General features: G+C 71.3%; 19 protein-coding genes and 1 pseudogene. 10 read left to right on the forward strand and 10 right to left on the reverse strand.

What is annotated here, in order from left to right; translation table 11 throughout:
* Nucleotides 1-3 precede the first annotated feature (3 nt).
* Nucleotides 4-825, forward strand: a complete 822-nt coding sequence (locus ACIRBY_RS28335) for a methyltransferase domain-containing protein (protein WP_403905606.1) — start codon at nucleotides 4-6, stop codon at nucleotides 823-825.
* Here ACIRBY_RS28335 and ACIRBY_RS28340 read toward each other — a convergent pair.
* The gene (locus ACIRBY_RS28340) at nucleotides 822-1,349 is read right to left on the reverse strand and encodes a DinB family protein (protein WP_403905608.1); all 528 of its coding nucleotides are present in this window, start codon (nucleotides 1,347-1,349) and stop codon (nucleotides 822-824) included. The genes ACIRBY_RS28335 and ACIRBY_RS28340 overlap by 4 nt on opposite strands.
* A gap of 368 nt (nucleotides 1,350-1,717) precedes the next feature.
* Here ACIRBY_RS28340 and ACIRBY_RS28345 point away from each other — a divergent pair, with 368 nt between their 5' ends.
* Nucleotides 1,718-2,290 (forward strand): dihydrofolate reductase family protein, encoded by a 573-nt coding sequence (locus ACIRBY_RS28345; RefSeq protein WP_403905610.1) that lies wholly within the window; start codon nucleotides 1,718-1,720, stop codon nucleotides 2,288-2,290.
* 66 nt (nucleotides 2,291-2,356) lie between these two features.
* Here the strand turns inward: ACIRBY_RS28345 and ACIRBY_RS28350 are convergent, their stop codons facing one another.
* On the reverse strand, nucleotides 2,357-3,199 hold the full coding sequence (locus ACIRBY_RS28350; protein WP_403905613.1) for a hypothetical protein: 843 nt from the start codon (nucleotides 3,197-3,199) through the stop codon (nucleotides 2,357-2,359).
* A 215-nt stretch (nucleotides 3,200-3,414) separates the two neighbouring features.
* On the opposite strand from ACIRBY_RS28350, the gene ACIRBY_RS28355 reads away from it, so the two are divergent.
* The gene (locus ACIRBY_RS28355) at nucleotides 3,415-4,092 is read left to right on the forward strand and encodes a hypothetical protein (RefSeq protein WP_403905616.1); all 678 of its coding nucleotides are present in this window, start codon (nucleotides 3,415-3,417) and stop codon (nucleotides 4,090-4,092) included.
* Between the two features lie 128 nt (nucleotides 4,093-4,220).
* A complete protein-coding gene (locus ACIRBY_RS28360; protein ID WP_390690784.1) occupies nucleotides 4,221-4,427 on the forward strand; it encodes a cold-shock protein in 207 nt (68 codons plus the stop codon).
* Nucleotides 4,428-4,464: 37 nt separating this feature from the next.
* On the opposite strand, the gene ACIRBY_RS28365 is transcribed toward ACIRBY_RS28360, so the two are convergent.
* From ACIRBY_RS28365 to ACIRBY_RS28375, 3 genes are all read right to left on the reverse strand, one after another.
* Nucleotides 4,465-5,394 (reverse strand): CDP-diacylglycerol diphosphatase, encoded by a 930-nt coding sequence (locus ACIRBY_RS28365; RefSeq protein ID WP_403905619.1) that lies wholly within the window; start codon nucleotides 5,392-5,394, stop codon nucleotides 4,465-4,467.
* Between the two features lie 110 nt (nucleotides 5,395-5,504).
* Complete coding sequence (locus tag ACIRBY_RS28370) at nucleotides 5,505-6,719, reverse strand: amidohydrolase (protein WP_403905621.1); 1,215 nt, start codon at nucleotides 6,717-6,719, stop codon at nucleotides 5,505-5,507.
* The gene (locus tag ACIRBY_RS28375; RefSeq protein WP_403905624.1) at nucleotides 6,716-8,179 is read right to left on the reverse strand and encodes an MFS transporter; all 1,464 of its coding nucleotides are present in this window, start codon (nucleotides 8,177-8,179) and stop codon (nucleotides 6,716-6,718) included. The genes ACIRBY_RS28370 and ACIRBY_RS28375 overlap by 4 nt, the downstream gene beginning before the upstream one ends.
* A 362-nt stretch (nucleotides 8,180-8,541) precedes the next feature.
* On the opposite strand from ACIRBY_RS28375, the gene ACIRBY_RS28380 reads away from it, so the two are divergent.
* From ACIRBY_RS28380 to ACIRBY_RS28390, 3 genes are all read left to right on the forward strand, one after another.
* Nucleotides 8,542-9,510: an Lrp/AsnC family transcriptional regulator gene (locus ACIRBY_RS28380; protein WP_403905627.1), complete on the forward strand. Its 969-nt coding sequence runs from the start codon at nucleotides 8,542-8,544 to the stop codon at nucleotides 9,508-9,510.
* 499 nt (nucleotides 9,511-10,009) lie between these two features.
* A complete protein-coding gene (locus ACIRBY_RS28385; RefSeq protein ID WP_403905630.1) occupies nucleotides 10,010-11,404 on the forward strand; it encodes an alpha/beta hydrolase family protein in 1,395 nt (464 codons plus the stop codon).
* A 109-nt stretch (nucleotides 11,405-11,513) separates the two neighbouring features.
* A complete protein-coding gene (locus ACIRBY_RS28390) occupies nucleotides 11,514-12,071 on the forward strand; it encodes a hypothetical protein (RefSeq protein WP_403905633.1) in 558 nt (185 codons plus the stop codon).
* Nucleotides 12,072-12,078: 7 nt separating this feature from the next.
* On the opposite strand, the gene ACIRBY_RS28395 is transcribed toward ACIRBY_RS28390, so the two are convergent.
* Nucleotides 12,079-13,200: an erythromycin esterase family protein gene (locus ACIRBY_RS28395; RefSeq protein ID WP_403905636.1), complete on the reverse strand. Its 1,122-nt coding sequence runs from the start codon at nucleotides 13,198-13,200 to the stop codon at nucleotides 12,079-12,081.
* Between the two features lie 550 nt (nucleotides 13,201-13,750).
* Here ACIRBY_RS28395 and ACIRBY_RS28400 point away from each other — a divergent pair.
* From ACIRBY_RS28400 to ACIRBY_RS28410, 3 genes and pseudogenes are all read left to right on the forward strand, one after another.
* Nucleotides 13,751-13,912: a hypothetical protein gene (locus ACIRBY_RS28400; protein WP_403905639.1), complete on the forward strand. Its 162-nt coding sequence runs from the start codon at nucleotides 13,751-13,753 to the stop codon at nucleotides 13,910-13,912.
* Nucleotides 13,909-14,463: a flavoprotein gene (locus ACIRBY_RS28405; protein ID WP_403905641.1), complete on the forward strand. Its 555-nt coding sequence runs from the start codon at nucleotides 13,909-13,911 to the stop codon at nucleotides 14,461-14,463. Before ACIRBY_RS28400 ends, ACIRBY_RS28405 begins: the two co-directional genes overlap by 4 nt.
* Nucleotides 14,464-14,517: 54 nt before the next feature.
* Nucleotides 14,518-14,928, forward strand: a pseudogene (locus ACIRBY_RS28410) (NUDIX hydrolase); the annotation flags it as partial.
* Between the two features lie 512 nt (nucleotides 14,929-15,440).
* On the opposite strand, the gene ACIRBY_RS28415 reads toward ACIRBY_RS28410, so the two are convergent.
* From ACIRBY_RS28415 to ACIRBY_RS28430, 4 genes are all read right to left on the reverse strand, one after another.
* Entirely contained in the window at nucleotides 15,441-15,659 is a 219-nt protein-coding gene (locus ACIRBY_RS28415) for a DUF6243 family protein (RefSeq protein WP_403905644.1), read from the reverse strand.
* A gap of 590 nt (nucleotides 15,660-16,249) precedes the next feature.
* A complete protein-coding gene (locus ACIRBY_RS28420; RefSeq protein ID WP_403905646.1) occupies nucleotides 16,250-17,098 on the reverse strand; it encodes a hypothetical protein in 849 nt (282 codons plus the stop codon).
* 183 nt (nucleotides 17,099-17,281) lie between these two features.
* A complete protein-coding gene (locus ACIRBY_RS28425; protein ID WP_403905649.1) occupies nucleotides 17,282-20,545 on the reverse strand; it encodes a trypsin-like serine protease in 3,264 nt (1,087 codons plus the stop codon).
* A gap of 12 nt (nucleotides 20,546-20,557) precedes the next feature.
* Complete coding sequence (locus ACIRBY_RS28430; protein WP_403905652.1) at nucleotides 20,558-20,884, reverse strand: trypco2 family protein; 327 nt, start codon at nucleotides 20,882-20,884, stop codon at nucleotides 20,558-20,560.
* Between the last annotated feature and the right edge of the window lie 320 nt (nucleotides 20,885-21,204).

Consider the following 21,204-nt stretch of genomic DNA (forward strand, 5'->3'; position numbering starts at 1 on the left):
GGCATGGGCGAGCACGTCGGCGAGGGTGTGGGCGAGAGCGGCTACCTGCTGGACAACCGGCAGACCGAGGCGGGGGCGCGCTTCGCCGCGCTCGCCGAGCTGTTCGACCCGGTGACGTTCCGGCACGTGGACCGGCTGGGCATCGGCGCCGGGATGCGCTGCTGGGAGGTGGGCGCCGGCGGGCCCTCGGTACCGCTGGGGCTGGCCGCCCGGGTCGGCCCCGACGGGGCGGTCGTGGCCACGGACATCGACCTGTCCTGGACCGCGGGCCTCGCCGCACACGGCGTCGAGGTGCTCCGGCACGACGTGGCCGCCGACCAACCCCCGGGCGGGGAAGGCCGCTTCGACCTGGTGCACGCCCGGCTGGTCCTCGTCCACGTCACCGAGCGGGCCGAAGCCGTACGCCGGATGGTGCGCGCCCTGCGGCCGGGCGGCCGGCTGCTGCTGGAGGACGCCGACCCGGCACTGCAGCCCCTGCTGTGCCCGGAGGAGACCGGGCCCGAGCAGCGCCTCGCCAACCGGCTCCGCGCCGGGTTCCGCACGCTGATGGCCGAGCGGGGCGCGGACCTGTCCTTCGGCCGGACCCTGCCGCGGGTGCTGCGCGAGGCCGGCCTGGAGGACGTCGGCGCGGACGCCTACTTCCCCCTCACCTCCCCGGCGTGCGCCGAACTGGAGGCAGCGACCGTACGCCAGATCCGCACCCGCCTGGTGGCCGCGGGCCTGGCCACGGACCCCGAGATCGACGCCCACCTCACGCACGTCGCCTCCGGCCGCCTGGACCTGGCCACCGCCCCCCTGATCTCGGCCTGGGGCCGCAGGCCCTAGCGGGGCCGTCGGCCGGCGCCCTCGTCGCCGAGCTCCCGGACGACGTCCAGATGGCCGGCGTGGCGGGCGTACTCCTGCAGCACGTGGAACAGGATCCACCCCAGGGTGGGCCGCGCGGTTCCGTCGTCCGCAAAGCGGCCGCCCGCCGCGGCGACGGTGGACAGCGGTGTCCCCGACACGACCGCCCGGGTGTACTCGCCCCCCGCGTGCAGCGCGGCGAGCAGCCCGGTGGCCGTCTCGTCCGGGCCGACGTGCCAGCGGTCCGTCGGCCCGCGCTCACCCCAGGGCTCCGCAACCCGCTCGCCGCTGAAGCCCCAGCGCAGCCAGCGCCGCTCCATGTGCACGAGGTGCTTCAGCAGTTCGAGGGCGCTCCACCCGGAGGGCAGCAGGCTGACGCGCAGCTCCGCGTCGGACATCCCCTCGACCTTCCCGCCGATCACGGACCTGTAGTAGTCGAGGTAGTCGAGCAACAGCACGCCGGGATCGGAGAGTTGCCGGTCCGGCTCGGGCAGGGAGGAGTTCATGCCGCCGAGTCTGCCACCCCCCGGACCCGCCGATCGGTCGGGCGGGGCGGACTCCGGGGCGGACTCCGACCCATCCGCGGCACCGGACTCCCGACCCGGCGCCGGCCGGCGCGGAAGCGACGAGCGACAACCCCGCCCCGTCCCCGCGCCGCAGCAGAGCCCGCGCGGTGTGTGCCTCCTGCGCCACGAACGGGCCGACTGGGGTGCCGCCCCAGCCACCCGTCGCGGCAGGCGGGGCGACGACCGATGAGTTTTTCCGGCGCCGGCAGTCATAATCCACAGCCGGTGCAGCACGGCGGCACGCGTCACCGGAGCGTGCACCGGCCGGACCCGGGCAGACCCATACACGAGATACCGAGGACCCCACGATGCGTACCCTGATCAGCACCGCGTTCATCTCCCTCGACGGCGTCGTGGAGGCGCCGGGCGGCGAGCCCGGCTACCGCAACTCCGGCTGGACCTTCAAGGACGTCGAGTTCCTCCCCGAGGCGTTCGAGATCAAGGGCCGGGAGCAGCAGGAGGCCACGGCCATGCTGCTGGGCCGGGTCAGCTACGGGGCCTTCAGCCCCGTGTGGCCGGACATGGCGGACTTCGCCGGCTACAAGGCGATGCCGAAGTACGTCGTCTCCACCACCCTCGCCGAGGACGACCTGGTGTCGAACTGGGGCGAGACCACGATCCTGCGCTCCGTCGACGAGGTCGCCGCGCTGAAGGAGGGCGAGGGCGGCCCGATCATCGTCCACGGCAGCGCGTCCCTGAACCGGGCCCTCTCGGACGCCGGCCTGATCGACCGCTACCACCTGCTCGTCTTCCCGCTGCTGCTCGGCGCGGGCAAGCGGCTGTTCAGCGCCACCGACAAGGACGCCCAGAAGCTGAAGCTGGTCGAGCACGAGGCGTACGCCAACGGCCTCCAGAAGAACGTCTTCGACGTCGTCCGCTGACCCCCTCCCCGCACCCGGGGCCGGCGGAGACCGCCGGCACGAGGGAGTGCGGCGCCGGACCGTCCCTCAGGGGCGTTCGAAGGCCTGGAGCACGCCGCCGACCGAGAAGCACAGCGCACCGCACAGCGTGCCCCAGTTGGCGATGTCGGCGTTGACCAGGCTCCCGGTGGCGGGCCGGGTGAACGCGGCCAGCGCCGAGACCATGAACAGCACCGACCCGAGCTGGTTCACCGCCACCACCCACCAGCCCAGGCTGCGCGAGCGCAGGCAGGGCCGGGCCCGGTGGCAGATCTCGACGAACGCGAGGTGCCCCGAGGCCAGGAACAGCACGCATCCGACCACGTCCGGCGTCCAGATCAGCCGGTTGGTCTGCCGGACGCTCAGTCCCTGGAGGAAGGAGTCCAACAGGTTGACGCCGAACACGAGCGTCCCGACGAACAGCAGGAACGCGCTCAGCCAGGCCACGCGCATCGGCTCGTACGCCCACCACCGCCAGCCGGCGGTGACCAGGGGGCCGCCCCCGGGGGTGTGGCGGGGCGCGTTCAGCACCTGGAGGAGCGAGGCGTAGCCCCCGGTGTTGAAGAACAGGCCGCCCGCGAAGTAGACGGCGGCGCTCTCCAGGGGGTCGCCCGAGCCGAACTGGGCCACCGCGGCGCCGAGGGCGAAGAGCGCGCCCCCGATGACGAACGCACCCGAGGCGAGGGCGTTGAGCCGGCGCAGACGGCCGAGCGCTTCGGCATCGGCGGCCGGCGACAGCGTGAGGGAGTCTCCGGGCCCGCGCACCGCCAGCGCACCGCGCCGGCGGGCGACCCGCGACTCCCACACCACCGTCGCCCCTTCGGGGCGGTGCCAGGTGAGCCGGGTGGTGAACGGTCCCGCGCCTTCAGCGCGCTGCTCGGGCTCTCCCACGGCCCGAGCGTAGCCCCGCCGACGGCTCCCGGCGGCGCAGGCCCGCCGTGCCGTGTCCTGGCGCCGGTCGGGGACGGCGGGCTCGCGTCACCGGTTTCGGAATCTTCAATTCCGGGGACGGTGTCCCCGCATCCGCCCTGACCGATCTTGCGCCGTGACGGCGCCCGACAGGACAGCAGAGGGAAACGATGGGTCTGAAAGGCGCACGCCGGACGGTGACGTCGGCCGCTCTCGCCGCAGTGGCCGCCCTCGCACTGGCGGCCCCGCCCCCGGCCGCCGCCGCGCCCGGGACCGGCACCGCGGCCGTGCTGCAGGCGGCGGCCTCCCCGAAGCCGTCGCCGCCCCGCCTACCCCGCGACTTCCGCGGCAAGGGCAGGTGGATCGTGCGCGACCTGGGCATCACGGTGCCGTTCACCTGGGAGGGGAGGGGCGGCGACAGCCAGATGACGGCGGGCGGCCCCCAGTACCCGATCTGGTTCACCAACCTGATCCACCACGGCACGCTCTACACGCTGACGTACAAATGGCCCGGCCTGACCGAGCACCCCTGCTCGGTCATCCCGGGCTTCGACCTGGACGCGCTGAACGAGCTGCTCGCGAAGGCCCGGTTCGTCGGCCCGGAGACGCTGCGCCGCACCCCGCAGCGCAAGGTGAACCACTGGAGGGTGGGCGTCGTCCTGCCGGAACTGCCCCCCGGCAACCACCCCCGCCTACCGCTCGCGCTGGGCGACGTCTACGTCGACGAGAACGACCGGGGCACCTTCTGGCAGGTGCTGCAGTTCGGTGTCCAGAACCTCTACGACCCCGCGCTGGATGAGTGGCTGGTCATGGACACCTTCGAGCACCGGTCCGGGACCGTGACGCTTCCCCGGCGGTGCGAGCCGCCCCGCTGAACCCCGCACCGGCCGGCCGGGGCGTTCACCCGTCCGGGTCTCGCCCGCGAGGTTTCCCGGTACGGCCCGAGGGGAGGATCCCGCGCGAGGCGCACTGCCTCGGACCGGCGAGGAAGGGTGTGAGGGGTATGCCTCAGCAGGGGACCGTGAAGTGGTTCAACGCGGAGAAGGGGTTCGGCTTCATCGCCGTCGACGGTGGGGGCCCGGACGTGTTCGTGCACTACAGCGCGATCCAGTCCTCCGGCTACCGGTCCCTGGACGAGAACCAGCGGGTGGAGTTCGAGGTGACCCAGGGTCAGAGGGGACCGCAGGCCGAGGAGGTCCGCCCGCTCTGACCCTGCCGGAGGGGCCGACGCAGCGCCGGCCGGGGCCTCAGGGGCCGTAGACGAGCAGGTGGTCGCAGGTGTCCGTCCCGGAGGGGAGGGACGAGTCGCTGTTGAGGACGTAGAAGCTCCCCGCGAATCCCGCCGCCGTCATCTTGGGCACGACGATCAGGGTCTGGCCGGCCATGTCCAGCCCGAACCTCCGCACCACGTACAGGTTCACCAGGTCGAAGAGGTTCTGCGTGAGCGTGCCGAGCCGGAGGATCCGGTAGGTGCGGTCGCCCGATCCGTCCGCCCCCGTCATGAGTGCCCGGAACTGGGGGTCCCCCCACTGCGACGGCTGCGGGGCGACGCGCCCCGCCGCCTCGAGGTCCTGCAGCCGCCGCTGCGTGCCCGGCAGCACGCCGGCCATGTGGATGTGCAGCTGGTTCATGCGCCGGGCCGCCTGGGAGTTGATCCCCAGACCGATGTTGTCGTAGCGGACGGGGACGTCCCCTCCCCGGCGGGCGTTCTCCCAGGCGTCCTGCCAGTAGTTCGCGACGCTCGTCGTCACGAGGAACGGGCACTCGATGCCGGTGATCCGGCAGCTCGGCAGGAGCAGGTAGTCGTGCTGGTTCTCGGGCTTGCCGTGCAGCACCACGTAGTTGGGCGTCGTCTTGAGGCAGTCCGGCTTCTGCCCCGACGGCGGGACGATCCCCCGGGTGCAGTACTGCACGTCCTGCCACAGCGGGTCGGTGTCGGCGGGGCTGCCGCAGAGGTTCTGCAGGTGGGCGGGAGGACAGGGGTTCTGCCCGCCTCCCGGTGGCGCCGGATCCGTGGGACAGGGGCAGCACGACGCGTCCGCGGGGGCCGCTCCGGGGCCCGTCGCGGCGGACGCGCCGCCGCCGGCGCCGGTCAGCAGCGCGCCCGCGCCGAGGGCGCCGGAGAGTGCCACGAACCGGCGCCGGGGCATGTCGTTCGTCTTGCGGGTGCCGTTCACAGGTGAGCTCCGATGGTCGACGACCGCTGGTCCGCTCACACCGTAGGCGGTCGTCCGTCCTTTTCCCGGCAGGGAAAGGGGGGAGCGGCGGCCATTACCCCGGAAGGCGGTCAGGCCGGCGCCCCCGGGGAGCCCGCGGGGGAGACGGCCACGCCCCGGGCCGACAGGCGGGCCAGGAGGTGTGCGCGGTGCCGGGGGTCGGCGGCCAGGGCGATCGTGGTCCAGGCCATGGCCAGGCCGCCGTCCAGGACGGCCCGGTCGGCGCCCGCGCCGATGCCGTAGCGGGTGAACTCCGGGTTGTGCATGATCGCGTCGCCGCAGTCGTAGCCGATCATCGGGTGGATGGTGGGTACGACGTGGGAGACGTTGCCCATGTCGGTGGAGCCGCCCCTCAGGGTCGGGTCGCAGTCCTGGACGCGGCGGCCCAGGTCGCGGGCGGCCGCCAGGTAGTGGCGGCCGATCTCGAAGTCCTGGCGCAGGTCGGCGTAGTCGTTGCCGACGGTCTCCAGGGCGAGTTCGGCGCCCGTGGCCAGCGCGCCCGCCTCGAAGCAGGCCCGGACGCGGGCCTGGAGTTCGGCGAGCTCCCCGGCGGTGACGGCCCGGCAGTCGTAGTCGGCGCTCGTCCGGGCGGGGATCACGTTCGCGGCCTCGCCGCCGCCGGTCACCACGCCCGAGACCACGGCGCCGGGCCGCATCTGCTGGCGGTACGCGGCGATGGCCACCTGGGCGATCATCATGGCGTCGGCGGCGTTGACCCCGCGTTCGGGCATCGCGGCGGCGTGGGCGGCGCGGCCGGTGTAGCCGACCTTCCAGCTGCTGATGGCCAGCGAGCTCATCCCGACGGAGTCGGAGGGCGCGGCGTGGACCATCATCGCGGCGGCCACGTCGTCGAAGGCGCCCGCGCGGAGCATGTCGACCTTGCCGCCGCCGGACTCCTCGGCCGGAGTGCCGAGGAGCTTCACGGTGATGCCCAGCTCGTCGGCGAGCGGGGCCAGGGCCAGGGCGGCGGCGACCGAAGCGGCGCCGTTGACGTTGTGGCCGCAGGCGTGGCCGATGCCCGGGAGGGCGTCGTACTCGGCGCAGATCCCGATGACGAGGTCCCCGCTGCCGGCGGTGGCGTCGAGGGCGGTGGGCAGCCCGTACGCCTCCCGGGTGACGGAGAAGCCCCCGCGTTCGAGGAGCTCGGCGATCCGGCGGGCCGAGCGGTGCTCCTCGTAGGCGAGTTCGGGGTCGGCGTGCAGGGCGTGGCTGAGGCCGAGGACCTCGTCCTGGCGGGCGGTCAGCTGCGCGCGGGCCCGCTCGCGCAGGGAGTCGGGGGCGGTCATCGGGCGGACCTTCCGGTGGGGTGCGGGGAGCGGTAGAGGAGGCCGAGGGCGGCGCCGGCCAGGGCGACGGCGGTGCACAGGGTCCAGGAGGCGGTGTACGCGCCCAGCTCGGGGAGGGCCTGCCCGGCGGGGGTGCGGGCGGCGAAGACCGTCAGGACGGCCGCGGCGCCGATGGACCCGCCGACGTTGATCAGCAGTTCGTTGAGGCCGGAGCCGACCGAGGTCCGCTCGTGCGGTACGGACTCCACCGCCAGGGTGCGCGTGGAGTGCTGGAGGAAGCCCGTGCCCAGGCCCGCGACCGCCGTGCCGGCCAGGAACGGCGCCTGGTGGGCGTGGCAGGTGAGGGAGAGCAGGTAGCCGGCTGCCATCAGCAGGGAGCCGCAGACCAGCGTGAGCCGGTCGGTGACGGCGGAGGCGACGGCGGGTGCCAGGAGGGCGCCGAGGGCGAGGGAGAGCATGTTGGGCAGCATCGCCAGGCCGGTCGCGAACGGGTCCAGGCCGAGCCCGTAGCCGTGCTCGGCGGGGCTCGTCCCCATGAACACGGGGTTCGCCACCTGGAGGCCGATCATGCCGAAGGTGAAGGTGAGGGTGACCAGGGAGACGACCACGACGCCCCGGTGGCGGAACATCCTTACGTCGATCATCGGCTCGGCGGTGCGCAGCTCCACGCCCACCCACAGGGCGGTGACCAGGACGCCGCCGATCAGGACGGCGAGGGTGCGGGCCGAGGTCCACTCCCAGCCGGGGGTGCCGCCGAGGCCGAGGCCCAGCATCAGGGCGACCAGGCCGATGCAGAGGAGGAGGCCGCCCGCCCAGTCGATCCGGCCGCCGGGCCGGTGCGCGGAATCGGGCAGCAGCGGCCAGCTGACGGCCAGGGCGAGGCCGGTGGCGACGGCCGGCACCCACAGGGCGGCGGTCGGGCTGTCCACCGCCTCGGCGACGAACCCGCTGGCCACCAGGCCGAGGGCGATGCCGCCGACCAGGGCGGCCACCATCAGGCTGATGCCCCGGCGGCTCTCGCCCTCGCCCCCGCCGTCCACCCGGGCGCGGTTGCGCAGGATGCCCACGAGGAGGGGGAAGAAGCCCGCGAAGGCGCCCTGGAGGATCTGGCCGGCCAGCAGGGTGCCGAAGGAGCGGCTGAGGCCGACCAGGACCGAGCCGAGGAGGACGATCGCCAGGTTCCAGCGGAGCACGCGCCGGTGGCCGTACAGGTCGCCCATGCGCGAGAGCACGGGGGTGAAGGCGACGCTGGCCAGCAGGTTGGCGATGCTGATCCAGTTCAGGTCGGCGGCGGAGACGCCCAGGGTGTCCGTGAGCCCGCGCAGCAGCGGGGAGAGGAAGCCCTGGGTGATGCCGCTGGAGAGCTCGACGAGCGCGACGGAGGCGATCACGGCGGTGGCGGGGGTGGCGCGCACGGCCGGTCTGAGGGTGGGCGCGTCCTGGGCGTCCGGGTGCGTCATACGTACCACCTGTTCGGGGAGCGGCCTGGCGGGAGGCCGGGCAGGAAGGGGCGGAGGAAGCTCCGCCGGGGGAGGGGCCGCCGCACCCCCGTCGTCGGCCGGGGGAGCGGCGCAATCCGCACCACAATGTCCGGTGCGCGCCGCACCCCGGGCAATACCGGCCCCCATAATCGGGTGAACGAGGCATGCGGACGGGAGCCGACGGCGGATTCCGGCACCGGAGGCCCGGCCCGGGCGCGGTTCGGACACCCTGCGCGCACCGGTTCCGGCCTGCCGTACGGTCGCCCGGACGGGCCCAGCCCGTCCGCCCGTGCCGCCCGCGCCCGCCCGGCCCGCCCGCCCGCGCCCTGGAGGCAGCAGCCATGACCGTCGAACCCCTCCCGGTGCTGGACGACGTCGACCACCAGGTGCTGCGCGCCCTGCACCGCGACCCGCGGGCCGGGTTCGCCGAGGTCGCGGCCGCCGTCGGAGTGCACGAGCGGACGGTGGCGCGCCGCCTGGAGCGGATGACCGCGAGCGGGCACGTCCGGTTCAGCGCCGCCCTCGTCCCCGAGTACCAGGGCGAGGGGATCACCGCCGAACTGGCCGTCCGCTGCGCCCCCGGCCGGGTCCACGAGACGGCACTGGCCCTGGCCCGGCGGACCGAGACCCGGTCGGTGGAGGTGGCCACCGGCGCCCTGGAGGTCTACGCGGAGCTGCACGCACCCGACCACGAGGCCCTGCTCGTCCTGGTCGACACGGTGGTCGGCCGGCTCGACGGGGTGGTCGACATCCACTCCAGCGTCGTCCTGCGGCTGCTGCTCACCGCCGCGGACTGGGCCCCGTACGACGACGAGCCCACGCAGGCACGCAGGCTGGCGATGGCGGGCGTCCCGCAGCCCGAGCCCCTGCCCGTGGACGAGCTGGACCGCGCCCTGGTGGCACTGCTCCACCGCGACGCCCGCATGTCGACGACCCGCCTGGCCCGCGAGCTGCGGGTCGGCGAGAGCACCGCACGCCGCCGCCTGGCCCGGCTGATGACCTCGCACGTCCTGCACCTGCGCCTGCACGCGGATCCCGCCGTGCTCGGCTACCCCGTCGAGGCCCGCTTCCGCCTCGGGGTGGCCCACAGCCGCCTGGACGCGGCGGTCCGGCGGCTGGCACGGGAGCCGGCCGTACGCCACCTGGTGGTCACCACGGGCGCGGCCGCGCTGCTCGGCTACTCCAGCCACCGCGACATCGGCGACCTGCACGCCTTCACCACCCGGGCGTTCGCCGGGATCGAAGGCGTCACCTCGGCCGAGACGGCCCTGCTGATGCGGACGTACAAACGCGCGGGCATCACCGCCTGAGCCGACGCCCGGCGTCCGACGTCCGACGTCCGACGTCCGGCGTCCGACGTCCGGCGTCCGGCGTCCGGCGTCCGGCGTCCGGCGTCCGACGTCCGACGTCCGGCGTCCGGCGTCCGGCCGCCGACTGCCCGGCGAACGCGCCCCGGACGGAACGGGCCGCAATCAGAACCGCCCCGGACGGAACGGTCCGCGGACGCAACGGGCCGCGGACGGAATGGCCCCCGGACGGAGCGGTCCCCGGACGGAGCGGCCCCCGGCCGGAGCGGTCCCCGGACGGAGCGGGCCGCGGACGGAACGGGCCGCGGTCGTGCGACCAGGCGGGCAGGCCCCGCGTCGGCTCCGCTCCGCCGCAGGTCGCCCGAACGGCGCAAGCAGTCCGAGACCCCACCCGGCGCCGCGTTCCACCTGTTCAGGGGCCGGTCGGGGCGGTGGCCGGCCCGCTCCGTGCGGCACGGTCCGGGAGGTGGGGCGTTCCGGTCCGGCCCTACGCTCCGGTGCCATGAGCCCCGTACACGGCGACCCGCACGGCGGGTCCACGCGTCGCACGCTGCTCACCGCCGGCGCGGGAGCCGCCCTCCTGGCGGGCTGCGCCCGCAGCGGCTCCTCCGGAGCCCCGGCCGCGTCCTCCAGCAGCCCGGCCGCGCCCGCCGGAGCCGGCATCACCCCGGGCGCGATGACGCTGTTCAAGGACCCCGCGTACAACTTCAGCGGGCTCCTCGCACTCGGCGCCTCCGGCGCGGGAGCCGCGGAGGTCGGCGAGGTCCTGACGGCCGTGAACGCGATCAACGGAGCCGGTCTGACCGCGCAGTCGTACGTCAGGACCTTCCGCAGCCTCGCCGACCAGCTCGTGGCGCCGCCCCCGGGCGCCCCCGCCGACGGCCAGACCAAGCGGTTCCGGGCCCTGCGCGCCGCGCAGTACTACGCCCAGGCCCTGTTCTTCGTCCTGGGCTCGGACGACCCCGGCAGCGAGGAACAGCTCTACAAGGCGGGACGCGCCGCCTGGGACACCTTCTGCACCCTGTGCGAGCCGGCCCCGGTGAAGGCGAACGTGCCCTACGGGACCACCCCGCTGCCGGTGTGGTTCTTCCGGCCCGACACCTCGGGCACCGCGCGCCCCACGGTGATCCTGACCAACGGCAGCGACGGCCAGAACGTCGACATGTGGACCTACGGGGTCCCGGCCGCGCTGGAACGGGGCTGGAACGCGCTCGTCTACGACGGCCCCGGCCAGGGGCAGCTGCTCTTCGTGGAGCGCGTGGTGTTCACCCCCACCTGGGAACGGGTGGTCACCCCCCTCGTCGACTGGCTGACGGCCCGCCCGGACGTGGACTCCGGCAAGATCGCCCTGACGGGCCTGAGCATGGCGGGCGACCTCGCCCCGCGGGCCGCGGCGTTCGAGCCGCGCATCGCCGCCCTGGTGGCGATGCCGGGCTGCGTGGAGCCGTGGCTGGGCTTCCCGCCCGAGATCCGGAAGATCCTCACCCCGGACAAGCAGCGGACGAACGACATCTGGAACAAAGAGGTCGCCCCCGCCCTCCCCCCGGACGCGGCCGCCGTCATGAAGAAGCGGTTCGAACCGTTCTCCGCGGCCGCGATGCTCGAAGCCCGCCAGGGCAAGCTGTTCACCGACTTCTACACCCCGGCCACCCGCATCAAGGCGCTGGCCATCACCGACGTCATCGGCCGCATCAAAGCGCCGACCCTGGTGCTGGACTACGAGGGCGAACAGTTCTACCCCGGCCAGCCCCGCCGCCTGTACGACGCCCTCACCGCCTCCAAGGACTACCTGAAGCTGACGGCGGCCCAAGGCGCGCAGCTGCACTGTTCCCCCATGGCCCCGCAACTCCACTGCGAGGTCGTCTTCGACTGGCTCGCCACAACGCTCACGGCCTAGCGCAGGGCCGGGCGAGGCCCGCCCCTGCCCACGTCCCCCCGCCTCTGGCCGGAAAACGAACCGGCCCTCCGCGTCCGGCCGAGACTGGTGGAGGAAGACGATCACCAAAATGAGCAAGAGGCCAGGGCCCCCCATGAATCCGTACGCGTACGTGCCCGCCGACGACCCGCTCTTCGGCGCGGTCCGGATCCGACTCGACCACGAGGCCGGGACGCTGGACGTGAGCGGGGACGGTCTGCCGCCGGTCGAGATCCGGCGGGCCCCGCACACCGTGCCGGAGACCCATGTGCCGATCGGGACGCGGGACCCCGAGCAGCTCACTCTGCGCGTCGGCGGCGCGGAGGAGACCCTGCGGCCCTCCAAGGGATTCCTGACCCGGCGCTCGTACCGGGTCGAGGTCGTCTCCGGGGCGCGGGAGTGCCGCTACCTGCTGGTTCCGGACTCTCTCGGCACCAGTCGGCTGATGCGGGACGAGCGGCCGCTCGGCGTCTTCACCTCGAGCGGGGACGGGCGCGTGTCGGCCGACTGGGAGGCGGCGAGCGGGTCCGACGGAGCCCGGGACCCCTACGACGCCTCCGTGGGGTACGGGCTGGCCGCGGCATTCGGCACGGGCGCCGAACCGATGTGGCAGCTCACGCTGAACGCCGCGCTCGACCTGTGGCCGTGAAAGCGCCTCAGTCCTCCGTCGGGGGCAGCAGGTGGGAGCAGGTCGAGCGGGCCACGAACGCGATGCCGTCGTAGTCCTCGGCAGGGACGAGCGGGGCCGTGTTCCAACGGTAGGAGAACCGTTGCACGTGGGCGCCGAAGCTGCGCTGCGCGTGTGGGGCATGCAGCCAGGCCGCCCCGTCGGCGGGCGAAACCGCGGCGCGCAGGTCCGCGTAGAAGTCCCCGGGTACCGACCGCGCGAGCCGGGCCTCCAGGGAGCGGAACCCGGTGCCGACGCGGCGGCGGGCCGGCGGGTTCTGAAGACCGCCGCCGCGGCGGGCCGGGAAGGAGCCCTTGCCGAAGAGGAGGGCCAGCGCGTAGTAGGCGTCTCCGTACCGTTCGCGCAGACCGCTGCCGAGGGCCGGCACTCGATCCCCGTACGCGCCCTTCGCGATGTGCCCGTTGTGCGCCCAGACCATCACGCGCGCCCCGAGGTCGTCGTCCACGAGCCGTGCGACGGCCTCGGCCATGTAGCGGTCGCGCGCGGCGTACACACCCTCGTCCCCGGCCGGGGCTGCGAGGGGCCGGGTCACCAGATCGGCGGCGCGGACCATGATCCGCGCGTGTTCCAGAGCCTCGTCGGCATCGTCGCCGGATCCCGACCGCTCGACGTGGTCCGCGACGAGGCGGGCGACTTCCTCGGCGCGCCGCATCAGGGCCTGGTCCGGATCCGGAAGCGAGCCCGGGCGGGCCCGGGCCAGCACGTCCAGGGCGCCGACACGTCCGGCCCGATCGGGCGCCGTCCGGCGCAGGAAGGCGGCGACGGCCTCGACCGAGTCGCCGCAGAGCTGGGGGTCCGTTCCCACGAAGCGGACCCGGCGCTCCTCGGGCAGGTCGCGGTTGTGGGCGCGCAGCCACTCGACGAGGTCGACCATCTCGCGGGTGCGCCAGGTCCAGAAGCCCAGCCGGGAGACGAGCCGTCCGGCGGAACCCGCGCCGAACCGGACGTACGCGTCGAGCGCACGGGCGGCGGACTGGCTGGCCTCCATGGCGAGGGTGGTGAACCCCTCCTCACGCACCAGGAACTCCACGATGCGGTGCTTCAGCCGGAAGAACTCGCCCGTGCCGTGGGTGGATTCCCCCAGACCCACGTGTCCCCCGCAGGGCCTCGCCCAGGGGTTTCAAGTCCTCCACGGGCGCGCCGGGTGTCAGGGTCCTCAAGGAGTGGGCGTGCTCGTGTAGCCATCGGGCGATCTCGTCGGGCACCGTCTTCCCCCCTCCTCCCCGCGTGCGTCAGGGTGCACCCTGGCCTACCCCACCCCGCATAGATCAGTTCGTCACATCCCAGCAGGCTGCGAGGACCCCTGGGAGGTCCTGCACGGCGTCCGGCCGATCATGCTCGCACCGTCTACGCAGCGGACGCTACCTCCTGGTACAGGTACGAGGGGACGTCCGGGACCTGCGGATGACGGCTTGCGCAGCCCGGATCACGGACCGATCACCCCGACCACCCCCGTACTCGCCAGCCGTCTTCCTCCTCGGCCCAAGGAGACCGTGTTGAACGTGCGCCGCGCGAGCGGCGGCATTGGCTTCGCCTCTGCGCTGAAGATGACGCTCCCCGGCAAACAGAGGGGCGGCCCGAACCCTCGCCGGCGTGGCCCACGCGCTGGCCGACGCTCATGGCGTCGGGTCGAGGCGCAGGTGACGGGTTTCCAGGCCCTGCGGATCGCCGAGATCTGTGCCGCCCAGGACGTACGCTCTCCCGCCGTCCGAGAGCTGGTCGCCGACATGGCCGCGCGGGACCGCCGACGTACGCTGCCGGAGCTCCACCACTTCAGCCGCCGACTGGGAGTACCCGCGTGACCGAGCCGCAGTCCAAGCCCTTCCTGTACGTCATTGTGTGCGCCGCCGGTATCGCCGGCGACGTCGGCAGACTCATCACCGCGGCGCAGGAACGGGGCTGGGAGGTCGGGGTCATCGCCACCCCGCAGGGTCTGGAGTTCCTCGACGTCCGGGCGATCGAGGAACAGACCGGGTACCCCGTCCGGTCCGCCTGGCGCTCGCCCGGCGAGGCACGGACGTACCCGCGGGCCGACGCCATCGCGGTTGCGCCGGCCACGTTCAACACGGTCAACAAGTGGGCCGCCGGCTTCGCCGACAACCTGGCCCTCGGCATCCTCTGCGAAGGCCCCGGCATGGGCGTCCCCACGGTCCTGCTGCCCTACGTGAACACCGCGCTCGCCGCCCACCGTGCCTACCGGCGCAGCATCGACGAGCTCCGGGAGATGGGCGTGCTGATCGGCAGCTACGAGCCCCACCGTCCGAAGTCCGGCGGCGGGGCGGACCGCTTTCCCTGGGAGGAAGCCGTCGATCTACTCGCGCCACTCCTCCGTGCCGCGCCCGAGCCGCAATGAGCGTGTCGCCATCGCCGCTCGGGGCAGCCAGCCCATCCGAACCGGAGGAGCGACGTGGAGCAGCAGAACGCTGAGGGTCGTCCGGCCATCGCAGCGGCCGTCGTGGTACACGAAGGCGGCGTGCTGATCGTGCGGCGCCGGGTCAGCGAAGGGAGGCTCTCCTGGCAGTTCCCCGCCGGTGCGGTCGAGCCGGGCGAATCCCTGGATGAGGCCGCCGTACACGAGACCCTGGAGGAGACCGGCCTCACCGTGAAGGCGCTGACGGTGCTTGCGGGTTCACCCTGAAACCCGGCCGCTCGATGGCGCACACCGCCTGCGGGGTGGCCGGCGGCACGCGCACGTCGCGGACAGGACACGCACGAGCTGGCCGAGCTCGCTTGGGTGGCCCATGCCGACATCTCTGAGTACATCCCGTACCGCTTGTTCGAGCCAGTGCAAGAACACCTCGACGTCGTCCTGGACGCGGGCGGAGGCTCGACGGACCGCAATGAGCACGGCGAGGAGCTGGGCATCGGTGGTCTGAGCGCCAGAGGACAATCCTGAACGCCTTGCCCGGTCTCTTGGTGTCCAAAAGTCTGCGGGGAGGGCTGCCGCCTACGCGCCGCACCGTTCCAATCCCAAGGTCACGTCTGCCTGGTCCGGGCCGTCCTCGGTCGCCAGTAGTTCCCCCGCTGCGACGACGGCTGACCAGAAGTCGGTGGGCGGGCCCGGCCCAGGTTGGAATTGGGACTTCACGAAGAACAGGGAGAGCCCCCGTGAGCTCACCGCCACGAGACCAGGCGAGAGCAAGCTGCCGGGATAGCCCCCGCGGGCGCCGGCCGCCACCCACAACATGCCGCGGATCCGCTCACCGCGATCGTCCAGCATCCGGTCGCCGACGAATACCTGGCCGCAGGCGAACACTGAGCTGGCGCATTCCTTGAGGGCTGAGCGGGACCGGCCCTGTCCCGTGGCTTATGCCCTGCGGCGGCGGTGCATCAGACCTGCCCGGCATCGTCGGTCGCCTGCCCGCTGGCGGCTTCGGCCGCCCAGGCCTTCTCGCGCATCTTGCGCACCAGCTCGGCCTTCTTGTCGGCGGCGCCCTGGCGGTCGAGGTTGCGGTGCGGACCGTTGTTCTGCCGTTCGGCGCGGGACTGCCTCTTGCGCTGGCCGCCGCCCTGGCCCACGGGGTTGTTGATGTTCTTGCTGTCGGGCACGGGTTCTCCCAGTGGTGATGTGAAGGGACCTACGGATTCATCGGTGGGGGACGGGCCCGGCGACGTCTGAGTACGTCAGCGGGGGCCCGTCACGCTTTCACTCGTAAATCTTCTTATAGAAGGACATGACGAAGACGCTACCCGCTTCTGTCCGCCCCGCGCACCAAGCCTTGCGCCGCCCCGGCACCGGCCGGGTCTCCAGGAGGAGATCTTCTTGAAGTCGTCACCCTCACGGCGCTGACCTGCGGAAATCGCCTGCATAGGCGCCCCGACCTGCGGCGATCAGTCTTTCCGGCCCTTTCGGCGTGCTACCTGTTGATGCGCCCGAACCTCCCCAGCCGCTCCCCAACGGACCTTCATTCTCCCCAGGTTCTCCCCAGCGGCGGCTGCCTCGGATGGAGCGTCGCCTCGCTTCCTCGCCGCGAGCGCGCTTGTGATGCGCACCACGAGTCTGCATAGCCCCCGTTCGGGAGAAAGAGATCAAGTTGGCCGGACCTCGCGTCGTCGACTGAAGGCTTCCTCCCGGTCGGAACGCAATTGTGGGCACCTGGGGCCCCGGTTCGTCAGACATGCCGAGCCGGGGCTGGCGGCTACTGCTCGGTGGAGACCGGGGGGCGGTCGTCGATGATGATGCGGGTCCTGGTGGCATCCCCTTGTGCGGGGAGAGCGTCCGTGATGACGCTGGCTATCCGGCTGTAGTAGGTCGAGGCGAGCGCGCGGTCTTCCCGTGAGGTCGCGTCCGAGTGCTGGGTTGTGTGCAGAGCGCTGAGGACAGCGATCAGGGTACGGCCAGAGAGCGTCACGTTGGTCTGCTCGGCATCGTCACCGCTGGTGGCAAGACCCGGGACGCGGAAGTGAGCGTTTCGGGCACCCTGTTCCACGATGAAGGCCCATGCGTCACGGTGACAGATCAAGTCTGCAGCGCTGACGCCGGCTGCCTGCTCAAGTACGGCGTCCAGCGTCCACTGAATGGCGGGCGTGGAGGCTTGCACCTGAGGTTCGGAGTCTGGCGGGGCTTGCGCTGACCCCTTGTCCAGGACGGGCGGCTGCGCGGTGGTCATGTGCATGGCGGCGGGGACGGATGCCGCAACGGGTGGCATCGGGCCTTCCGCTCCTCCACCGGAAAATTCGGTTCGTGCTTCGGCGGCTTGACGACGTGCAGTCTCAAGCTCCAAGCGCAGAGATTCCGATTCGCGGCGGGCCTCGGTGATTGTCTTGTGGACATCGTTGAGCTCGCGGTGGAGGTCACGCAGTTCATCCCGGACATCCTGCAGGCCGCTCTCCAGCCTGGCGCCGAGCTGCTGGCGGAGGTCAGTGTTGAGGCCGCGCAGCTCGGCCAGACCGGTGCGCAGCTCCTGTCCGAATTCGGTGCGCAGCAGCGTGAGCTCCTCGGCTGTCTCGTCGCGCTGTTCATTGATGGGGCGGCGGAACATTGCCATGCTGGTCCCCCTTCTCGGTGCGTGGTTCGGCAGCCATCCAAGGATCGTGGCGCCGATACGGGTTGTGCGTGGCTTCCTCTAAGTGCTGGCCTGATCTCCCCGTGGGCAGTCCGAAACGCTTTCCATCGTGCCGAGCTCAGAGCTCGTGCCTCTAGATCCCCGCGCAGCAGCGGTCGGGATCGGTCACGGATCGAGAGTGACGGTCCACTCGGTGGCCAGGTTGCGGCTGGATGATGAGGCGCGGGCAACGACGCCCAGGCAGGGTTGAGGGCGGGCGTCGAGGATGCGGCCTAGCTCTGCGGCGGCCTCGTTGGTCATCTGATAACCGGTAAGAATGATCAGCGGCGTCCACAGGCCGTTCGTTGGGTCATGGAGGCGGGCGTCACGGGGATGAGCCAAACCCAGTGCGTCGAGCGCGGAGCGGGCTGATTCGGCGTGCGTACGAGTGGCTTCCAGCGCGCCCTGAAAGGTGGCGTGCTGTGTGATGTGTTGTCTGGCGTAGCCGATGTCCCGTGCAGGAACACCTAGGGCATGCACCTGCGTACGGCTGGAGCGGTACGTATTGGTGAGCCCGAAGGCCAGCGCGCCGAGGATGGGCTGGACTCGGTTGGCAGACCCTTCGATATTGACGAGTCCGACATGCTCGAGATCGGCGAGTGTGATCGTTCCGTCGGAGGTCCAGCCCAGGTGTACCAGGGCCGGGTACGGGGCCGATGGTGCACTCGTCTCGGGTCCGAGGGGAAGAACGTGGTCGCTGAGGCAGCGCCACATCGTGTCGGTTCCTTGTGAGCGGAACGGTGCGATGGCCGGAGCAGCGGTGGACAGGTTCAGCTCGACGGTGCCGTCCACGCGGAGGAGGATCGTATTCACAGCGGGGAGGGAACAATCGGACCTACGAGCCTCCTCCGCAAGGCAGTGCAGTGCCTGATCCATCCTCTGTTGTCTACGAGGGTCAGCGAAGGCCCCGCTCGATAACCGGAACCGAGCGGGAACCGGTTCTCGAGCGCCCGGGTGGGCCTTTGGAGGGAGGTGGAGCCTGAGGGAGGCCCGACGGCGACGCGTCTTTCGGACTGAGGGCAAAGGACTCAGAAGGTCGGAGCGTTCCTCGTGGTCCTCGGTGCCCAGGTGACCGGCGACAGAGGTGCCATTGTCGGCTTCGGGGGTGGTGGTATCCGGTGCCTCGCTACGGGGATTGGCGTCAAGCTCCATGCTGGTGGGCTCGGTGGGCTCGGTGGGCTCGGTGGGCTCGGTGGGCTCGGTGGGCTCGGTGGGCTCAGTGGGCTCAGTGGGGGCCTGAGGGGTGGGTGGGTCTGAGCACGGCGCGAGCTGGTCCAGGAGGGCTTCGATTCGACGGAGGTGGTCGGTGGAGTCATGCTCGTCGGCATGCGGCCGATTAGTGGCAGCAGGCTTGATGGCGTTCAGCCAGGTGATTGCATCACTTGGGGGAAGCTCGCTTGCGACATCGACTGCGGTGCCGAGGAGGATGGCTGGCGCAGCGGTCACAGCACGGGCGATGCTGTTGGTCAGGGCGGGCTGATGTGTGGTGGCGCGTGCGAGGACAGTCATGGCACGGTGCTGCTGGACGGTGGAGAGACCAGTGTCGGGAAGGATGCTGACGACTAACTCGCTGTCGCTGTCGTGGTCTGCTCGAGCAATCAGTTCAGCGGCGAGAATGTCCGGGCTCATTGCTCCCCAGCGTGCTCCGTCCGTCGCCGGGTAGAGATCGGCAAGCATCTGCTCGATACGACGCATCACCTCGTGATTCGGGAGCTGCGGACTGTCGAAGTCGCGGTCGTGGAAGCGAAAGGCTGCCATCACAGCGTTCAATGCGTCTCGGCGCTCTTGGGCCCCGACGATGCGTTGAACGGCGACGAGTTCACGTAGCAAACCCCGTTGGTGGTGGAAGACGTCGTCGAGACCGTGTGAGCGCACGCTGTGCCGCCAGTACCTGCTCTCATGGGCCAGGAGAACATCGACCGGGCGGACGATGTCGGTGGCGGAAGGAACAATGGCGTGTTCCAGGACCTGCGCGAGAGCAGCCATGTGGGTGGAGACGACGAGTTCCTCGGCCGGCCCTGCCGAGTGCTCTTCAGCTAGAGGTTCGGAGACTGCTTCGGGCTCATCGCAACCGGGCAACAGGTCCTCGACTGCGGCAAGGTGAGCGATGCGTTCGCGGAAGGCGTGGGTGGCAATTTCGAAGTTTCGCGCACTACCAGAGCGCGAATGCGCCGCCGCCGCAGTCAGTCGCACCACGGTACCCCTCTCCATCACCGTGGAGCCTTGCCAGTCCATTTGGAGATCCTTCCACCACTGCTGTGCAGATCTGGCTAGCAGCAGTATTCGGACCTTGTCATGGGTGTGACGCGCACCCATGCATAGACGCAGCGTTTCTTCAACCTGGTCCACTCGTGTCTCTGCATAGTCGAGAACCAGCAAGAGCGGCCATATGTTTGTCGTCAGCGATTCCAGCGACCCGCTGGCCCTCTGCACATCGGACAGGAACCCGGCCGTCCACGGTGAGCGCCGTTGGGTCATGCGCCGAATGAGCTCAGTTGCCAGCCTCGTCTTCCCGACACCTCCAGGGCCGAAGACCACGGCCACGTCCACTACTCGTCGGTTTGTGCACCAGGACGTCAGTTCGGCGATTTCCTTCTCCATGCCCATGAACGGCACGACCTCGGCCTGTGGTGAGAGTAGATACGAGGGTGATAAGTGAGGAACGGGAGGGGCGTGGAACAGAGGGCTCTGGTCTGCGGACTCCAAGTGTGGCGTGATGCCGCTGTGCGTGGTCACCGCGGCGGTGAAGGTGGGAAGCGCGAGCAGGCGCCGCACGGGCAGAGCCCATAGGGTTCGGCTTCTCCAGGCTTCTGGGACGGCCTCGACCAGGCCGATGAGGATTTCGTGGCAGAACAACCCAGCGCCCGACAGGCCACTCCAGCCGGTTTTGCCGCCTACATCGCCAGCTAGGGAGTTCGAGACGTCGATGTCGTACTTCGCAGCATTCAGGCTGGTCACCGCACTGACATGACCGACGACTTCCCGGTCGCCGTGCACCACGGATTGACTACCGTCTGGGCGGACGACCGTGCGCCACGCGGCCCGTGGAAAGCCGATGGCCGAGCATGTCGGCTGGACCTTCGGCCTCGAACAGGTCAGTTCGCCCCATCTCACTGGTGCCAGGTCCTTACCCAGCCGTCTCGGGTCTCCAGACAGGAGCACCGCATCCAGATCCCGGTCGCCGACCCACACGACCTCGACCGAATGTTCCTGTCGGTCACGCAGCACCCATACCCGGATCCGCCCACCGGGTGCAGGTGGTCTGTCACCAGCCTGCGCCACGACGTGCAACGCAGTCAGGACCAGACCTGGAGCGATCAAGGTGCCCGACCCGCAACCGCCGCCTGCGCCGAGAACCTCCACAGTCCGCGGCCAGCTCGCAGCCTCCACCGCGCGCCTCGCCTACTCGAACAGGTTCTCGCCGTCGGTTTCCCCGAAACTGGTGGCGTCTCCACTGATCAGCACGTGATCCGAGCCGTCAACCTCAAGATTCACTGTCAACCGATGGGTCCGGGCCCTCGACCACTCACCCTTAGCCTCGGTAGACACGACGAATGCCTTCACCCCGCCCGATGCTCCCCCAGCGGCCCGAAGCTCGATCCCGAGGTCCAAGGTGACCTCTTTGACCTTGAACCGGATCGCGGCCCCATCCCCTTCTTGCTGGGCGGCTGAAAGCCCTGCTCGTACAGCCTTGAGCGCCTCAGCAAGCTCGGTCCCGTCCTGCTCCATGAACCATCCCCCTTTGGTCACGTCCTGATCGATTGTGTGGCAGCAGACGCACCTGCCGCAGTCTTTTCACCGCTTTTCCTATCCGCCGCCAGCCCGAAGCGGCTACACAGCGTGTTTCTCGGGAGTCCGTGTCGCCTGCGAGCGAGAAGGAGGTGTAGTAGCGCCACCACTCCGAGGTCGACCATGAGGGTGGTGCCTCCCTTTGGGTGGCTCACCCCACCGGTCAGCGTCGCGGACGTCTCCGACCTCCCGCCAGCACACCAGGCCAAGAACATCACCCTGACCATCGTCGCCGAGTGTTTCAGCGTCTGGCCGGCCGT

Source organism: Streptomyces sp. NPDC096136 (genome assembly GCF_044763325.1).
Taxonomy (GTDB): domain Bacteria; phylum Actinomycetota; class Actinomycetes; order Streptomycetales; family Streptomycetaceae; genus Streptomyces.

Excerpts from the sequence above, each read along its gene's own strand:
- ACIRBY_RS28335 (WP_403905606.1), top strand. The coding sequence starts at position 4 with ATGGGCGAGCACGTCGGCGAGGGTGTGGGCGAGAGCGGCTACCTGCTG.
- ACIRBY_RS28340 (WP_403905608.1), bottom strand. The coding sequence starts at position 1,349 with ATGAACTCCTCCCTGCCCGAGCCGGACCGGCAACTCTCCGATCCCGGC.
- ACIRBY_RS28345 (WP_403905610.1), top strand. The coding sequence starts at position 1,718 with ATGCGTACCCTGATCAGCACCGCGTTCATCTCCCTCGACGGCGTCGTG.
- ACIRBY_RS28360 (WP_390690784.1), top strand. The coding sequence starts at position 4,221 with ATGCCTCAGCAGGGGACCGTGAAGTGGTTCAACGCGGAGAAGGGGTTC.
- ACIRBY_RS28370 (WP_403905621.1), bottom strand. The coding sequence starts at position 6,719 with ATGACCGCCCCCGACTCCCTGCGCGAGCGGGCCCGCGCGCAGCTGACC.
- ACIRBY_RS28375 (WP_403905624.1), bottom strand. The coding sequence starts at position 8,179 with ATGACGCACCCGGACGCCCAGGACGCGCCCACCCTCAGACCGGCCGTG.
- ACIRBY_RS28380 (WP_403905627.1), top strand. The coding sequence starts at position 8,542 with ATGACCGTCGAACCCCTCCCGGTGCTGGACGACGTCGACCACCAGGTG.
- ACIRBY_RS28385 (WP_403905630.1), top strand. The coding sequence starts at position 10,010 with ATGAGCCCCGTACACGGCGACCCGCACGGCGGGTCCACGCGTCGCACG.
- ACIRBY_RS28390 (WP_403905633.1), top strand. The coding sequence starts at position 11,514 with ATGAGCAAGAGGCCAGGGCCCCCCATGAATCCGTACGCGTACGTGCCC.
- ACIRBY_RS28420 (WP_403905646.1), bottom strand. The coding sequence starts at position 17,098 with ATGGCAATGTTCCGCCGCCCCATCAATGAACAGCGCGACGAGACAGCC.
- ACIRBY_RS28430 (WP_403905652.1), bottom strand. The coding sequence starts at position 20,884 with ATGGAGCAGGACGGGACCGAGCTTGCTGAGGCGCTCAAGGCTGTACGA.